The sequence below is a fragment of the Xenophilus azovorans DSM 13620 genome (assembly GCF_000745855.1).
Classification (GTDB): domain Bacteria; phylum Pseudomonadota; class Gammaproteobacteria; order Burkholderiales; family Burkholderiaceae_C; genus Xenophilus; species Xenophilus azovorans.
In genome coordinates this window covers 1-13,583 of sequence record NZ_JQKD01000015.1, presented here as the reverse complement: position 1 = coordinate 13,583, position 13,583 = coordinate 1, and the positions used below count along the sequence as shown (strand labels likewise).

Genomic DNA, 13,583 nt, shown 5'->3' with positions numbered 1-13,583 from the left:
GCTCAGGTGTGAAGTCGCTCGAATTCTCGCATGTAGGACACCAGCGCCTGGACGCCTTCGAGCGGCATCGCGTTGTAGATGCTGGCGCGCATGCCGCCCACCGACTTGTGGCCCTTGAGCTGCAGCAGGCCGGCTTGCCGCGCACCTTCGAGGAAGTCGGCGTTGCGGCTTTCGTCGCGCAGGAAGAAGGGCACGTTCATGCGCGAGCGGCATTCCGGCGCCACTTCGTTGAAGTAGAACGGCGAGGCATCGATGTAGCCGTAGAGCAGCTCCGCCTTGCGGCGGTTGCGCTCGGCCATGGCGTCGACGCCGCGCAGGTCGCCTTCGGCCTGCGCAAGCAGCCAGCGGAAGGTCAGCCCCGCCATGTAGATGCCCCAGGTCGGCGGCGTGTTGTACATGGAGTGGTTGTCGGCCACCAGCCGGTAGTTGAAGGCGCTGGGGCAGATCTCCAGCGCGCGGTCGAGCAGCTCGTCGCGCACGACGACGATGGTCAGCCCCGCCGGCCCCAGATTCTTCTGCGCGCCGCCGAAGGCCAGGCCCACGCGGCGCCAGTCCACCCGCCGCGAGGCGACGTGCGAGGAGAAGTCGATCACCAGCGGCGCCCGGCTGCCCAGCGCCTGCAGGTCGGGCAGCTCCTGGAACTCGACGCCGTGGATGGTCTCGTTCGAGCACAGGTGCACGTAGGCGGCGTCCGGATCGAGCTGCCAGGAGGAGGGCGCCGGCAGGGCGGTGTGCCGGCTGTCGGCATTGCTGGCGGCGACTCGCGCCCGGCAGTAGCGCTGGGCTTCCTTCTGCGACTTGGCGCTCCAGCTTCCGGTGACCACGAAGTCCACGCCCGCGCCGCGCGACAGGTTCAGCGGGACGATGGCGTTCTCGCCGAGTCCGCCGCCCTGCATGAACAGGACGTGGAATTCGTCGGGCACCGCCAGGAGCGCGCGGAAGTCCTGCTCGGCCTGGTCGCGGATCGTGCCGAACTCCTTGCCCCGGTGGCTCATCTCCATCACGCTCATGCCGCTGCCCTGCCAGTCGAGCATGTCGGCGGCGGCCTGGCGCAACACGGCCTCCGGCATCGCTGCCGGGCCGGCGGAGAAGTTGTAGGGGCGTGACGGCGTGGCGGTCACTTCTTGGCCGGTGCCTTCTTGTTGGCTGCGCCGCCGCCGTCGGCGGGGACGCCGAGCGCCTTCACCATGGCGTCGTCGAGGCGCTTGACCTGCGTCGTGATGGGCGATTCGAGTTCGCTCATCGACGGTGCCGTCATGATCGCCTGCACCATCTTCGGCTGAGCGCCCGCCAGCTTGCGGCTGGCCGACGACTTCATCCAGTCGATGGCCATCTTCAGTTCCTCGGCGCTGAACTCCTGCTCGAGCACCGGGGTGATGGCGCCCGGCGCCACCTGGGCCACCTTGTCGCGGATGATCGGCACCACGGCGTCGAAGTACTTCTGGACCTCCGCCTCGCCGGCCTTGGCCACGGTCTCGCGCTTGTCGGCGGGCACGCGCTCCTGCACGAAGCGCGAGCTGGCCGCCAGCACCGGTGCGGCCTCCTGCTGCGCGATGTTCTGGGCCAGCAGCTCGTAGCCCGGCTTCTGGATCTCGATGAATTCCTTGATCAGCGCCGCCTTGTCCTGGGCCCAGCCGGCGGATGCGGCGGAGGCCAGAGCCGCGGAAACGAGGGCCAGCTTGAAAGTCTTCATTCAGGGTTCTCCATGGAAAGGGGGGCGTCGTCGGCGCCGTTCGCATCGTTCTCGACGATGCGCTGCAGCCCACTGAGCTTGGCGCCTTCGTCCAGCCCGATCAGCGTCACGCCCTGCGTGGCGCGGCCGAGTTCGCGGATTTCGGAAACGCGGGTGCGCACCAGCACACCCTTGTCGGTGATGAGCATGATCTCGTCGTCGGCGTGTACCAGTGTGGCGGCGACCACCTTGCCGTTGCGCTCGCTCTGTTGGATCGCAATCATGCCCTTGGTTCCCCGCCCGTGGCGGGTGTATTCGACGATGCTGGTGCGCTTGCCGTAGCCATTCTCGGTGGCGGTCAGCACGCTCTGCTGCTCGTCCTCGGCCACCAGCATGGCAATCACGCCCTGGCCTTCCTCCAGCATCATGCCGCGCACGCCGCGGGCGTTGCGGCCCATCGGGCGCACGTCGTTCTCGTCGAAGCGCACGGCCTTGCCGCCGTCGGAGAACAGCATCACGTCATGCTGGCCGTCTGTCAGGGCGGCGCCGATGAGGTAGTCGCCCTCGTCCAGGTCCACCGCGATGATCCCTGCCTTGCGCGGGTTGCTGAACTCGTTCAGCGCCGTCTTCTTGACCGTGCCCATGGAGGTGGCCATGAAGATGTAACGGTTGTCGGGGAAGTGGCGCGCCTCGCCGGTCAGCGGCAGTACGACGGTGATCTTCTCGCCTTCGGCCAACGGGAACATGTTGACGATCGGCCGCCCGCGCGAGTTGCGCGAGCCGGCCGGCACTTCCCACACCTTGAGCCAGTACAGGCGGCCCCGGTTGGAGAAGCACAGGATGTAGTCGTGCGTGTTGGCGATGAAGAGCTGGTCGATCCAGTCGTCTTCCTTCGTCGCGGTGGCCTGCTTGCCGCGGCCGCCGCGCTTCTGCGCACGGTATTCGCCCAGCGGCTGGCTCTTGATGTAGCCGCTGTGCGAGAGCGTGACCACCATGTCGGTGGGCGCGATCAGGTCCTCCGTGGACAGGTCCTGCGCGCTGTGCTCGATCTGGCTGCGCCGGGCGCCCAGCTTGGTCTGGCCGAACTCCTGCTTCAGCGCTGTCAGTTCCTCGCCGATGATGGTCGACACGCGCTCCGGCCGGGCCAGGATGTCCAGCAGGTCGTCGATCTCGGCCATCACTTCCTTGTACTCGGCGACGATCTTGTCCTGCTCCAGGCCGGTCAGGCGCTGCAGGCGCATCTGCAGGATTTCCTGGGCCTGCGTGTCGGAGAGGCGGTACAGGCCGTCCGCATGCAGCCCGTAGGCGCGGTCCAGGCCCTCGGGGCGGTAGTCGTCGGCATTGACCGTGCCGCCGTCGGCGCGGGCGCGCGTGAGCATCTCGCGCACCAGGGTGCTGTCCCAGGAGCGGCTCATCAGCTCCGCCTTGGCCACCGGCGGGGTGGGCGACTCGCGGATGATGCGGATGAACTCGTCGATATTGGCCAGCGCGACCGCCAGGCCCTCCAGCACGTGGCCGCGATCACGGGCCTTGCGCAGGTTGAAGATGGTGCGGCGGGTCACCACCTCGCGGCGGTGCTGCAGGAAGACCTCGATCAGGTCGCGCAGGTTGCACAGCTTCGGCTGGCCGTCCACCAGCGCCACCATGTTGATGCCGAAGGTGTCCTGCAACTGCGTCTGCTTGTACAGGTTGTTGAGGACGACTTCCGGCACCTCGCCGCGCTTGAGCTCGATCACCAGGCGCATGCCCGACTTGTCGGACTCGTCCTGGATGTGGCTGATGCCCTCGAGCTTCTTCTCGTGCACCAGCTCGGCCATGCGCTCCTGCAGCGTCTTCTTGTTGACCTGGTAGGGCAGCTCGTCGACGATGATCGCCTGGCGCTGGCCGCGGTCGATGTCCTCGAAGTGGCAGCGCGCGCGCATCACCACCTTGCCGCGGCCGGTGCGGTAGCCCTCGCGCACGCCGTTGATGCCATAGATGATGCCGGCCGTGGGGAAGTCGGGCGCCGGGACGATGTCCATCAGCTCGTCCACGGTCGCCTCGGGCTGCCGGAGCATGTGGAGGCAGGCGTCCACCACCTCATTGAGGTTGTGCGGCGGAATATTGGTCGCCATGCCGACGGCAATTCCACCGGAGCCATTGACCAGCAAATTAGGCAATTTGCTGGGTAGAACAATAGGTTCCTTTTCGCTGCCGTCGTAATTCGGGCCGAAATCGACGGTTTCCTTGTCGATATCGGCCAGCATTTCATGCGCAATCTTGGCCAGCCGAATTTCGGTATAGCGCATGGCCGCGGCGTTGTCGCCGTCCACCGAGCCGAAGTTGCCCTGGCCGTCCACCAGCATGTGGCGCATCGAGAAGTCCTGCGCCAGCCGCACGATGGTGTCGTAAACCGACTGGTCGCCGTGCGGGTGGTACTTGCCGATCACGTCGCCGACGATGCGGGCCGACTTCTTGTACGGCCGGTTCCAGTCGTTGTTGAGCTCGTGCATCGCGTAGAGCACCCGCCGATGCACCGGCTTGAGCCCGTCCCGCGCGTCCGGCAGGGCCCGCCCGACGATCACGCTCATGGCGTAATCGAGGTAGCTGCGCCGCATTTCCTCTTCGAGACTGATGGGCAGGGTTTCTTTGGCGAAGGAGGTCATGAGGCAGGCAAACCGGCGGCGGAACCCGCGATTTTAGCCCGCCACGGGTGTCGCAGCCGAGCAACACAAGGCCGGGAATCCGCCCCCGTCCTACGATTCGTCGCCGGGCTGCGGCCGGTTTGGGAAAGACCCTATGGCACAATCGACTCAGCGTTTTGGGTGGTGGTCACTTGAAGCGTCCTTGTTTCGCAGCGCGGCTGCGGCTTTTTCCCCAAGAGGAGAACCATGAAGAAACTGAATAAAGTGGCGATGATGTTTGCAGTCGCTGCGCTCGCCACGGCCGCAGGCGCGCAGACCCGTGTCACCGCCGCGAATGGTGGTCCCGTGATCGACAACTGGCAGAACGGCACCGGCGAACTGGTGTGGAAGAACGGCACGAACGAACTGTGCTGGCGCGATGCCAACTGGACGCCCGCCACCGCCGCCGTGGGCTGCGACGGCGCCCTGGTGCCTGCTGCGCCTGCAGCCGCGCCGGCTCCCGCCCCCGCCGCTCCGCGTCCGGCCGCTCCGGTCGCCGCCAGCAAGGTGACCTACGCTGCCGACGCGTTCTTCGATTTCGACAAGTCGGTGCTCAAGCCCGAAGGCCGCGCCAAGCTGGATGACCTGGTCTCGAAGATCCGTGGCATCAACCTGGAAGTGATCATCGCCGTCGGCCACACCGACTCGATCGGTACCGACGCCTACAACCAGCGTCTGTCGGTGCGCCGCGCCGAAGCCGTGAAGGCCTACCTGGTCTCCAAGGGCATCGAGCGCAACCGCGTGTACACCGAAGGCAAGGGCGAGAAGCAGCCCGTGGCCGACAACCGCACCAAGGAAGGCCGCGCGAAGAACCGCCGCGTGGAAATCGAAGTGGTCGGCACCCGCGCCAACTGATTCGAGCTTCCTCGTTAAAAGCCCCGCCCCGGCGGGGCTTTTTTATTGGGCCTGCGGTGCCGGTCGCGCGGCAGGTCGAGCATCGATAATCGGATTCATGAATCTCAACGTGAATGCGGATCCGGCGGAACTCGCCAAATTCTCGGAATTGGCGCATCGCTGGTGGGACCTCGACGGCGAATTCCGCCCGCTCCATGAAATCAATCCATTGCGCCTCGAATGGATCGAGAGCATCACCCCCGTGTCCGGCCGACGTGTGGTGGACGTGGGCTGCGGCGGCGGCATCCTGGCGGACGCCATGGCCCGGCGCGGCGCCAATGTGCTGGGCGTCGATCTGGCGGGCAAGGCCTTGAAGGTGGCGCAACTGCATGCTCTCGAGGCCGGCACGCAGGGCGTGAAATACCAGGAGATCAGCGCGGAGGCGCTGGCGGCCGCGCAGCCCGCAGGCTTCGATGCCGTCACCTGCATGGAGATGCTGGAGCACGTTCCCGAGCCGGCCTCCGTGGTCCGGGCCTGCGCCGAACTGGTCAAGCCGGGCGGCTGGGTGTTCTTCTCCACGATCAACCGCAACGCGAAGGCCTTCCTGGCCGCGATCGTCGGCGCCGAGTACGTGCTGGGCATGCTGCCCAAGGGCACGCACGAATACCGCAAGCTGATCCGCCCCAGCGAACTGGCGGCCTATGCACGCGCCGCCGGCCTGGAGGTGGGGCATCTGCGCGGCATGCAGTACAACCCGCTCACCCGCCGCTACTGGCTCAGCGCCGACACTGGCATCAACTACCTGATGGCTGCCCGGCGGCCGGCCGAGGCCGCATGACGGCCGCCGCGCTGCGTGCCGTGCTGTTCGACCTGGACGGCACGCTGATCGACAGTGCGCCGGACCTCGGGGCTGCCGCCGATCGGATGCGCCTGGACCGGGGCCTGGCCTCGCTGCCGCTGTCGGCCTATCGCCCGATGGCGGGCGCCGGCGCGCGCGGGATGCTCGGGGTGGCGTTCGGCCTCCTGCCGGAATCACCGGAGTTCATGGACATGCGCGAGGAGTTCTTCCGCAACTACGAGGCGCGGATGCTGCACGGCACGCAGGTCTTCGACGGCGTGCCCGAACTCATTGCCGCGCTGCGCGAGCGGCGCCTCGCCTGGGGCGTGGTGACCAACAAGGCCAGGCGCTTCACCGAGCCGCTGACGCAGGCGATCGAACTGTTCGCCACGGCGGGTGCGATCGTCAGCGGCGACACCACGCCGCATTCCAAGCCGCACCCCGCGCCGCTGCTGGAGGCGGCCCGACAACTGGGCGTGCCGCCCTCGGCATGCATCTACGTGGGCGACGACGAGCGCGACATCGTCGCCGGCCGGGCCGCCGGCATGCGGACCGTGGCGGCGATGTACGGTTACCTGGGTGCGCAGGCGGACACCACGCTCTGGGAGGCCGACGCCGTCGTCGATTCGCCACTGGCGCTCTTGCAATGGCTCGGACCGGCCTAAAATACGCTTTTCCGGGGCTGCATTGGTTTCGACGTGGGTTCGGGGCCGCAGCGGGGCATGTCGAGCTGAATGTGCTCGTTAAACAGATTCAAACAAACTAACTGCAAACGACGAACGTTTCGCACTCGCCGCTTAATCCCGGCGAGCCTTGCAACAGTTGGCCGATGGGCTGGGCAAGGGGGCGCTAGAGCAATCTGACGCCTCCCGGCTGCAAGGTTAATCACATTGGCTGGCGGCGGTCCGGGCACCTTGGGCCGCCGCGAGATCCAAGGGTGCTGGCGGCCGATGGAGCGTGCGACTGCGCGCCATCGGTGGCGAGATCCAAAACAGATCGCTAAACATGTAGAACTGCGCGGCGAAGGCTTGCGGACGGGGGTTCAAATCCCCCCAGCTCCACCATTCACCCTATTTCATGAGGCCACATGAGGCCATGAAACCAACTAAATCAACGACTTAGCGCAAAGTCTTGATCCACTTGGGGCCAGATAAGGCCGCTTGCACCCACAATTTGACCGGGTAAGATTCCGGGTAACCTGGATTGGCTGGGTGGCTCTCATCAGTAGTTACCCGGCCTATTGTGGAGCTACCCGGCATGGCCGCAACAAACATCCTCACTGACAAAGCAATCCGCGCCGCCATCAGGGCGGCAGTTGACTCGGGGAAATCACGCAAACTGAGCGACGGTGGAGGGCTCGCGTTGTACGCGCGCCCGACGGGGAGCGGCTGGTGGCGTTTTCGCTACTGGCTGAATTCGAGCGAGAGCATGCTGAGCCTGGGCACCTATCCAGATGTCACCTTGGCAGAGGCTCGCGCACGGCGGGATGACGCAAAAAAGTTAGTAAACGCGAACATCAACCCAAGTGAGCAGCGCAAGGCGGACAAGGAAAAGCGCGCTAAGGAGGCTGAGGCGCAGGCGCTCGTGGACGCTGGTTTGCCGGGGCTTGGAACCTTCGAGCAAGTTGCTCGGGAGTGGTGGTCGGACGTGCACGTTGCCAAGGTGAGCGAGGGCCACGCTGATCGAACGCTGGTCCGTTTGGAGAATGATGTGTTCCCCTGGCTGGGTCGGCGTCCAATCGGCGACATTGAGGCGCCCGAGTTGCTGGAGACGCTGCGCCGTGTTCTGGCCCGTGGTGCCATCGAGACGACGCACCGGATCAAGGACTCATGTTCGCAGGTGTTCCGATACGGAATAGCGTCTGGCGCGTGCACCCGCAATCCTGCGGCCGACCTGCGCGATGCGCTGCCGCCGGTGCCGGCGCGGCATTTCGCGGCCGTGGTGGAGCCCCGGCGAGTGGCTGAGTTGCTGCGCTCCATGCGCGAGTACGTTGGCCACCCAGTGACCCGCGCCGCCTTGGCGCTGTCGGCACTCCTGTTCCTGCGGCCCGGCGAGCTACGGCAACTGGAATGGTCGTGGGTGGACTTGGATGAGAAGCTCATCACGCTGCCGTCGGGCCTGATGAAGCGGCGCAAGGATGAGAAGGCGAATGGCGATCCACATTTGGTGCCGCTGGCGCCGCAAGCCCTGGCGGTCTTCCGTGACGATTTACTGCCTCTCACCGGCGGCGGACGATATGTGTTCCCCAGCCTTCAGACTCAAGGGCGACCGATGAGCGATAACACCGTGCGCAGCGCGCTGCGCCGCATGGGCTACGGAAACGATGAAATGACGGCGCATGGATTCCGGGCGATGGCGCGCACCATGGCTGCCGAGCGGCTGGACATCGCACCCGAGGTCATCGAGGCGCAGCTTGCGCATGGAGTGGCTGACGCACTTGGCCGCGCCTACAACCGCACCACGTACATGAAACAGCGGCGCGAATTGATGATCAAGTGGGCCGACTACCTCGACAGACTGGCGGCCGGTGACATCAAGGCCGCATCCAGTGGGGTGGCAGATGCTCGCAAGGAAGTGGAGCAGATGGAAGCTGCAGCATCACCTGTGGTTGGATGATGCACCCGACGCAACCACTGACAGGGGCGGCGGCTGAGGCCGAGACGACGGTTGGAAAACTGGTGGCTCCCATCAAGGGCATGCTGCCCCGAGCGCCCGACGACTTTCCGCTCAGCTTGTTCCGGACGCTCCGGGATTCCGGCGACATCAAGGCGCAGCACGACGCCGAGAAGGAGCTTATCGAAAGGGATGTTCGCTTCGACGGGTGGCGGCCACTCATGTTGGCGATATTGGATACCTGCGCATCCTGCGCGCTCGCGGCACGCTCACCCGAGCACCATGCATGGAAGCACGTCTCGCGGGGCAAAGATCAGGCTGCCGTGGCCCTCGCTCACCTTGTCCACTCGGCAGAAGAAGCGCATCGCAGGAGGGCGACCGCCCGCAAGGGAAAGGAAGCACAGGCAAAGGGTAACGAGCAAATTCGCCTACGTGTTCTTGAAATGGCTTCAATGAGGGAGCGAAAAGAAACTATCAGCAGCGCCGTCAAGGGCATCTGCACGGCCCTCCGTCGTGATCACGGAGGTTTGATCGAGGCGCTGGATCATTACGGGTCCACCATCAAGCGCTCCTCGCCGAATGACGATGATCGAAGCCTACAGGGCCGGATGGAGAAGACGTTTCGCGACTTCATCGAGCGGGACATGATTCGGCTCGGCGTGCGGGCGGAGGGCGAGAAGTTGTCGCCAGCAGAAATCCAACAGCGCTTCTTTGTGTGGAAGAAAAAGTATCCGTTTGCCAAGCAAACGGATCGTTGAGATAGGGGGTGGCGGCCGACGATAGCCGCCATGAAACTTCAGTCCACATCAGGCCACCTAGCCACATATTCCCCCGACCCGGCTTTCTCTTCGCTTGAAGAAGTTGCGCTGGTCGATGCCAAGATTTGCGCGGCAACGGGATGTATGTCCGAAAGCTGGTGGCATGCTGAGGTGGCTGCCGGCCGCGCACCGAAGCCCGCAGTGCGGGCCACGCGTTGCACGCGCTGGCGCCTCACCGACGTGCGACAGTTCTGGGCGGACTTCGCCAGGCGAGACAGCGACGAAGGGGCTGCGGCTGTTGATGCTACCGTCTCCAGGGCCAGCGCGGCAGCAAAGTCCGCTCGCGTCGCGAGGCGTGCTGGTGCGCAGGGGGCGGCCCAGTGACCCCGCAGCACCTCCTTGTCGGCGCCATCGGCCGCGCCGAAGAAGAAGGCCCCGCAGCGCACGGGGCGCTGACGGGGCGAAGCGGCATTGCTGCCGCGCGGAACCAGAGCAAAACGCCCGGCGACCAACCGGGCCTCGCCAGTGTGGCTGACCCCTGCGCCGCACCCGATCTCCACTTTTCCCGCCCGGACGTTCACCGCATCGCGCAGGCCCGCTCGCACCTTGCGCTGCAGGGCCTCACCCTGGACTGGGAGGCGACCCCAGCAGGAAGCCTTCGCTTCCTCGTCGGCCATCGCGGCTGGTATCGCCACCTCGGCTCGCTGGACGACGTGTTCGAGTTTCTCCGGGGCTGCTGGTCGATGAAGACCGAAGCGCCCATCAAGAACGTCCCTCTGCCGCGCCGGGGTCGCTGATGCTGGAGCCGCAGATCAAGACCGCGCTGCAGGCGCGCGGCTTCAACGTCGCCGCCTCGCCGGCTGGTGGCTGGTTTATCAGCCGCTGGGACCGAGCGCACTTCTGCCGCGAGCCGGCCGACGTGTACAGCTTCGCCCGCCGCGTCGGCATCGACCCGGAGGACGGCAAACGCCTCACGACGGCGCGCGCCCGGGCCGCGCTGCATGGCGCCCGCCTGGAAGTTGAGACCGCCATCGACGGCCGCGTCCGCTTCCGCCTGGACTGCGCTGATGGCCGCATCCGCTTCGCCGACCACCTCACCGAGATCGAGGCGCTGCTGGCGCCTTCCTCCACCACCGCCGCCGCACTGGCGTCCTGAAATCGCGACCCCCGAAGGAGAACTTGATGATCGTCCTGATCGACAACACCACGACCGCCGCCGGCCTGAACGGCGCCAGCTACCTCAATCCGCTGGCGCGCGACTCCAAGGACGCCGACTGCGCGAGCGTGTTCATCGAAGTGCGCCAGAACGCCGCCGTTCAGGACGCCGCCGCCGCTCTGGTGAGCCGGGTGGCCGACCTGTATGCGCAGCACGGCATCAGCCGCGCCATCGCCGCCGCTGTGCAACGCGTTCAAGCCGACGGCCACCACCCTGATCCTGCCCTCGTGCTGCAGGTCATCGAGGACATGCATGGCGAGGTCGGCATCCTGGCCGAGAACGTCGGCCACGCGACGCGCCTGGAGGCCCGGCTCGCGGCGAAGTTCCAGCGAGAGCGCCAGGCCCTTATCGGCATCGTGGACCTGCGCCTGGGGGAAATCCAGCGCGCGCTTTGCGGCGCCGAGCGTGAGGCAGCGCAAGACCTGGCCGACGAGGCCGAGGCGCTTCACGAATGGCTCGACGAGCCGTGGCGGCATCCGAGCGATCTCGTGTCCACGGGCGGCTACTTCGCCGCGCTGTTCGGCGAACCGGACGAGGGTGGCGCCTCTACCGCGACCACCGAAGCCCCGCCTGCTGCCTGATGGCGCTGACCGCCACCCTGCCGCCCCAGCGCCGCTCGCGCATCGCGGCTGCCGTTCATCACCTACTGACCATGAGCATGTCCACCACTCTCAGCCGCAAGACCCCCGTCCCATCACCCGAAGCTGCAGCTCTGCGCGCCAATCGGGCGGCCGCGCGCATCCAACTCGACGAAATTGCCCAGCACGCTGGCATCAAGGCCGCCGACCTGTACATGTTCGAGACCGGTCGCGGCGATATCAGCGCTGACGACTACCACCGCGCGTGCGTCGCCGTGCAAGAGATTGCGGACCGCGCGGCTGCTCAGGCCGGAGAGCCCCACTGTCCCGACCATGACGAGGCCCACGCTGCACCGGCATCGCTCGGAGCCGGCCTGCAGCGCCAGGAAGACGCCCAGCCGCAGCCGCAGCCGCAGCAGGAGCAGGAGCAGGAGACCGACGACGCCGACGATGCAGCCCTTCCCGAGGGCCAGCGGCTGCGCGCGATGCGCGAGGCCACCGGCGTTTCTCGCATTCGTGTCGCTCGTCGTACTGGCATTCCCTCGGGCGCGCTGGCGGCGCACGAGGCGAGCGCCCGCCCTCTGCCCCCCGGCGAGTTCGAGCGCATCTCCAAGGCCATTGCCGCGCTGGCCGCCATCGCTAACAGCCGAACGCCCAAGGTCGGCGAAGGCACCGACGTGGACGCGGACGATGATGCAGAAGCAGAGGCCCCAAGCGTCGCCAGCGGGGGCCATCCGCCTGCCGAGCTGCCGACGGTGGGCGAGAACCATGAACTCAAGGCGCGGTCCTGGCTGTGGTGGGGGCGTGTTCAGAAGGGCCTGTCTCTCGAAGAATTTGCCAAGATGCTTGGCATTCACTGGAAGGCGCTCGATGCTCTGGAACGCGGTACCCGCGTCATGCGTGCGGATCAGGTCGAGGAGGCGGCCGCCCTGTTGGGCGTCAGCCTGGACACCGCGCTGGGCGCGCCGGACGCCGAGTCGGTCCTTGACTGCGAACCTGAGGCGCTGGAGGAGGCCTTGAGCCGCTGGAAGGAGCCGGCGGCCGATGGGGCGGCATACGCGCCGAGCGCCCCCGTGACCGAGCACATGCGAGAGCGCCAGAAGCAACATGATCGCGCCGTGCGCTCTCATCGTCTGTCCGCCGCGCGGAAGCGGATGGGCTTCGACCAGACGGCGGGCGCCTTCCGGATGGGGTTCACCTCGTCCACGCAACTGAGTCTTCTTGAAACTGGCGCGCGTCCGGTCAACATCCAGCACATCGTGGCGGCATCCCGGGCCTACGGCGTGACTGCCGACTGGCTGCTCGGCCTGAATGACGAGTTCGAGAAGGCCTCGCAGGAGGAGCGCATCACCAGCGCCCTCGGCGAGTTCATGCGCAAGCTCGCGCGCGAGGCAGCGGGTGCGCTGGTGCGCCACGACAAGTTGCTCGGCGGCCCGAGCTGCGCGACGGTGCGCGAGCTGGTGCTGCGCGGGCAGGCCGTCCTCGACGCGATGGAACGCCTGGACCGCGATTCGTTCGATGAGGTCAAGGGAGGTGCGACCCTTGAGCGTGTGGCGGGCGAATTCGCCACAGTCCTGTTTCGCACGAAGAAGGCCGTGCTCATGCACGAGGCCGCCAACGAGAGGATGTTCGCGCAGATCGAGCAGGCGGACGTGGTGGGCGCGAGTGCGGCGCAACTCGATCTTGGTGGAAAAAACGGGCAGGCTCAATCAGCCTGAGGCCGGGAAGATCAGGTTCATTCATCCACTCTCAGTCACCGCCATGACCCAGAAGATCACCACTCCGACGGCAAGCTCCCAGCGACTGCTGTCCGAAGCCGCCCTCGCGGATGAACTCGGGGTTCACCCCGACACGCTCGCCATGTGGCGCCGCGATGACGTGCGCCCCCGCCCGCGCCACCTCCAGATCGGCCGAGCGATCCGCTACCGCCGCGAGGACGTGGACGCCTTCCTCGCCGCCTGCGCGCAGGCGGCGGACCACGAACAGCCCAGCCCCGTCATCGAGACGGCCTGACCACACCACTCACAGAGGAACCAGATGATCTATCAATCTACTCCCGCAGCCGACGCCGCCATTGCGAACCTCGATGCAAACAAGGCCGCGACGGTCGCCGCTGTCGAAGTGCTGGCCGCGCGTCGCCGCGCGCTCGCGAAGGAAACGTCTCGCTCTCTCATCTTCGAGGCGCTGGATGCGCTTGCGGCCGACGGCATCACCCGCCCGACCACCGAGCAGGTGCTCGCCACGCTGGCCGGTCTCGCGACCGCCGCCGAGGCGCAGGGCGCTCATGCTGAGGCCGCACACGATGCGATGGTCGCCGCGAACCGTCGGCATGCCGCTGTCCTGGCTCCGGTTCGTGATGCGCTGGAAGTCCGCCTGAAGGAGCTTTCCCTCGAACTCGAAGGCGTGAACCG

14 protein-coding genes and 1 other RNA gene are annotated in these 13,583 nt (G+C 66.5%); 12 read left to right on the top strand and 3 right to left on the bottom strand.

What is annotated here, in order from left to right:
* Positions 1-2: 2 nt before the first annotated feature.
* Genes serC through gyrA form a run of 3 tightly spaced genes read right to left on the bottom strand, consistent with a single transcriptional unit; the run spans position 3 to position 4,317 of the window.
* Positions 3-1,070, bottom strand: coding sequence for a 3-phosphoserine/phosphohydroxythreonine transaminase (gene serC, locus Q392_RS09580; RefSeq protein WP_051953201.1), 1,068 nt, complete (start codon positions 1,068-1,070; stop codon positions 3-5).
* A 47-nt stretch (positions 1,071-1,117) separates the two neighbouring features.
* Positions 1,118-1,693: a DUF2059 domain-containing protein gene (locus tag Q392_RS09575; RefSeq protein WP_038205552.1), complete on the bottom strand. Its 576-nt coding sequence runs from the start codon at positions 1,691-1,693 to the stop codon at positions 1,118-1,120.
* Positions 1,690-4,317 (bottom strand): DNA gyrase subunit A, encoded by a 2,628-nt coding sequence (gyrA, locus tag Q392_RS09570; protein ID WP_038205550.1) that lies wholly within the window; start codon positions 4,315-4,317, stop codon positions 1,690-1,692. Before gyrA ends, Q392_RS09575 begins: the two co-directional genes overlap by 4 nt.
* A 225-nt stretch (positions 4,318-4,542) precedes the next feature.
* Between gyrA and ompA the strand changes: the two genes are divergently transcribed.
* The 12 genes from ompA to Q392_RS09515 form a co-directional block, all read left to right on the top strand.
* Positions 4,543-5,190 carry an outer membrane protein OmpA gene (ompA, locus tag Q392_RS09565; protein WP_038205548.1) on the top strand — a complete coding sequence of 216 codons (648 nt, stop codon included), beginning with the start codon at positions 4,543-4,545 and terminating at the stop codon, positions 5,188-5,190.
* 97 nt (positions 5,191-5,287) lie between these two features.
* Positions 5,288-6,007, top strand: a complete 720-nt coding sequence (ubiG, locus tag Q392_RS09560) for a bifunctional 2-polyprenyl-6-hydroxyphenol methylase/3-demethylubiquinol 3-O-methyltransferase UbiG (protein WP_038205545.1) — start codon at positions 5,288-5,290, stop codon at positions 6,005-6,007.
* A complete protein-coding gene (locus Q392_RS09555; protein ID WP_038205542.1) occupies positions 6,004-6,672 on the top strand; it encodes an HAD-IA family hydrolase in 669 nt (222 codons plus the stop codon). Before ubiG ends, Q392_RS09555 begins: the two co-directional genes overlap by 4 nt.
* Positions 6,673-6,685: 13 nt before the next feature.
* Positions 6,686-7,071, top strand: a transfer-messenger RNA (tmRNA) gene (gene ssrA / locus Q392_RS31825).
* Positions 7,072-7,264: 193 nt separating this feature from the next.
* Positions 7,265-8,623, top strand: a complete 1,359-nt coding sequence (locus tag Q392_RS09550; RefSeq protein ID WP_084216966.1) for a tyrosine-type recombinase/integrase — start codon at positions 7,265-7,267, stop codon at positions 8,621-8,623.
* A 62-nt stretch (positions 8,624-8,685) separates the two neighbouring features.
* Positions 8,686-9,378, top strand: coding sequence for a hypothetical protein (locus Q392_RS09545; RefSeq protein WP_157007870.1), 693 nt, complete (start codon positions 8,686-8,688; stop codon positions 9,376-9,378).
* Between the two features lie 380 nt (positions 9,379-9,758).
* On the top strand, positions 9,759-10,175 hold the full coding sequence (locus Q392_RS09540; protein ID WP_038205537.1) for a hypothetical protein: 417 nt from the start codon (positions 9,759-9,761) through the stop codon (positions 10,173-10,175).
* Complete coding sequence (locus Q392_RS09535; RefSeq protein WP_038205534.1) at positions 10,175-10,534, top strand: hypothetical protein; 360 nt, start codon at positions 10,175-10,177, stop codon at positions 10,532-10,534. The genes Q392_RS09540 and Q392_RS09535 overlap by 1 nt, the downstream gene beginning before the upstream one ends.
* A gap of 26 nt (positions 10,535-10,560) precedes the next feature.
* Positions 10,561-11,175 carry a hypothetical protein gene (locus Q392_RS32710; RefSeq protein ID WP_038205531.1) on the top strand — a complete coding sequence of 205 codons (615 nt, stop codon included), beginning with the start codon at positions 10,561-10,563 and terminating at the stop codon, positions 11,173-11,175.
* Positions 11,175-12,890 (top strand): helix-turn-helix transcriptional regulator, encoded by a 1,716-nt coding sequence (locus Q392_RS09525; RefSeq protein WP_038205528.1) that lies wholly within the window; start codon positions 11,175-11,177, stop codon positions 12,888-12,890. The genes Q392_RS32710 and Q392_RS09525 overlap by 1 nt, the downstream gene beginning before the upstream one ends.
* 43 nt (positions 12,891-12,933) lie before the next feature.
* Positions 12,934-13,185 carry a helix-turn-helix domain-containing protein gene (locus tag Q392_RS09520; protein WP_038205525.1) on the top strand — a complete coding sequence of 84 codons (252 nt, stop codon included), beginning with the start codon at positions 12,934-12,936 and terminating at the stop codon, positions 13,183-13,185.
* Positions 13,186-13,209: 24 nt separating this feature from the next.
* Positions 13,210-13,583, top strand: a 374-nt coding sequence (locus tag Q392_RS09515; RefSeq protein WP_038205510.1) for a hypothetical protein, incomplete at its 3' end; no start/stop codon positions are given.